The 1,486-nt window shown below is 58.5% G+C and carries 2 protein-coding genes; both read right to left on the bottom strand.

What is annotated here, in order from left to right:
• On the bottom strand, nucleotides 1–311 hold a 311-nt coding region (locus AC1D1P_RS23105), incomplete at its 3' end, for a pilus assembly PilX family protein (RefSeq protein ID WP_477674601.1).
• A 65-nt stretch (nucleotides 312–376) separates the two neighbouring features.
• The gene (locus AC1D1P_RS23100; protein WP_477668973.1) at nucleotides 377–1,375 is read right to left on the bottom strand and encodes a PilW family protein; all 999 of its coding nucleotides are present in this window, start codon (nucleotides 1,373–1,375) and stop codon (nucleotides 377–379) included.
• Between the last annotated feature and the right edge of the window lie 111 nt (nucleotides 1,376–1,486).

Below are 1,486 nucleotides of genomic sequence, written 5' to 3'. Positions count from 1 at the left end.
GGGTTGGTGACGGTGGTGTAGTTGCTCGTGTAGTAATAGTCCAGTGGGTTCCGGCACTGCCCTCTGGGGCAGCTTGGGTCGAAGTAGGGCCCCATGGTTTTTTCTTTTATGGGCCTGTCGTCGTCGCGCGCACACAAGGCATTGGGACGCAGAGGGCCTGCCAATTTCAAGTCGCGCTCTGCGTCGCGTAGTGCGGCTTCTGTGGCCTGGCGGGCGACTTCGTAGTCGAGTTGGTTTCTCGAGAGCGTTTCACCCGTGGTTGCGCGTCGCATCCCGATGGTCCCGAGAATCGTGATGACCAGCAGGAACATCAAGACTATAGGGAGGGACACTCCTCTTTCGAGGCGCGCTGTAGTGATTGGCATGCCGGCTCGCATCAGTAAATACCTGTCAAGTTATTTCGAATGGCAAATACGCGCTCGTATTTCTTGTAAATAGTCCGGTCGGTGGCCGCGTAGGTGATGTTGGCGCCCCGGCAGTTGGCATAGCTGCGCAAGGAGCCTGCCTTGTCCTGGGTGCGCGAGTTTTCCGGCGTACGGGTCAGCAAACACACCCTGATGGCGGTTACGCGCTGCCATGATGTGAAGCCCGCGACATCGGGCAATGCAGTCACTTCGGCAGCGGTATGGTAGGTCTCCGGAGACGTCCCAGCTGTCCCGGCCACCCCATATCGGATCACCATGTCTTCAATGCCTTCAAAAATCGGTTGATAAATGGTGTCTTCCGGGTTTTTTCCATTGCCGTTGCATCCGAGGCTCTTGGTATTCACTGTCCGGGTGGTACCGCCGACGCCCTGGGCCGTATAGCTGGTAGCGACCAGGCCAAAACGGTTGGATACGTAGCGCGGCCGTCCATCGGCAATCTGCGCCGCATTGTTGGGATCAAGGTCAACAGATTGCCTCAGGCAGTCGAACCCACTCCCAAAGGTCGATGCATCCAGCTCTGGCATGGTGAAATAGTTGATCACAACCGAATCTGGCGCAGTGGCTACCGTGCTGCCGCAAGCCCTGGTTGTGGGATTGAACACCGCGCCGTCGCACCCAAACAGCCCCTGGTTATAGGCCACGGCGGTTGAGTATTTGGTATTGGTGAATCCCCCCAAATTACCTGAGGCCGCGGAGGTGGTGGACATGATCATGGGGTAGAAACCCGCCATCTGAAGGTCGCGGCCAATCATGTCCAGTGCAAGCTTGCCGGTCTCATTGAGCATCGCCATATTGGCTGAGGCTGTAGCGGCCGAGCGGGTGCCCAGATATGCCGCCGCTGCCGCGAGGGCGAGGACCAGGCCGATGACCAGACTGACCAGCAGCTCGATCAGTGTCAAACCGCGTTGGCGGTAGCGCGGCTGCGCCATTCCGATGTGAAGTGTCTTCATGGAATCATCTCAAGATTGGCGCATTGAACGCCGGCCAGGGCGGTAGCCGTTCCCAGTGCAGTGGGGCAGCAGTTTCTTGCGGCGATTCCTGTGGTGGTCGCCGTGCATATG

It is taken from the genome of Polaromonas sp. P1_E1_2 (assembly GCF_056406035.1).
This window is presented reverse-complemented; position numbering and strand designations above follow the sequence as displayed.

Excerpts from the sequence above, each read along its gene's own strand:
- AC1D1P_RS23100 (WP_477668973.1), bottom strand. The coding sequence starts at position 1,375 with ATGAAGACACTTCACATCGGAATGGCGCAGCCGCGCTACCGCCAACGC.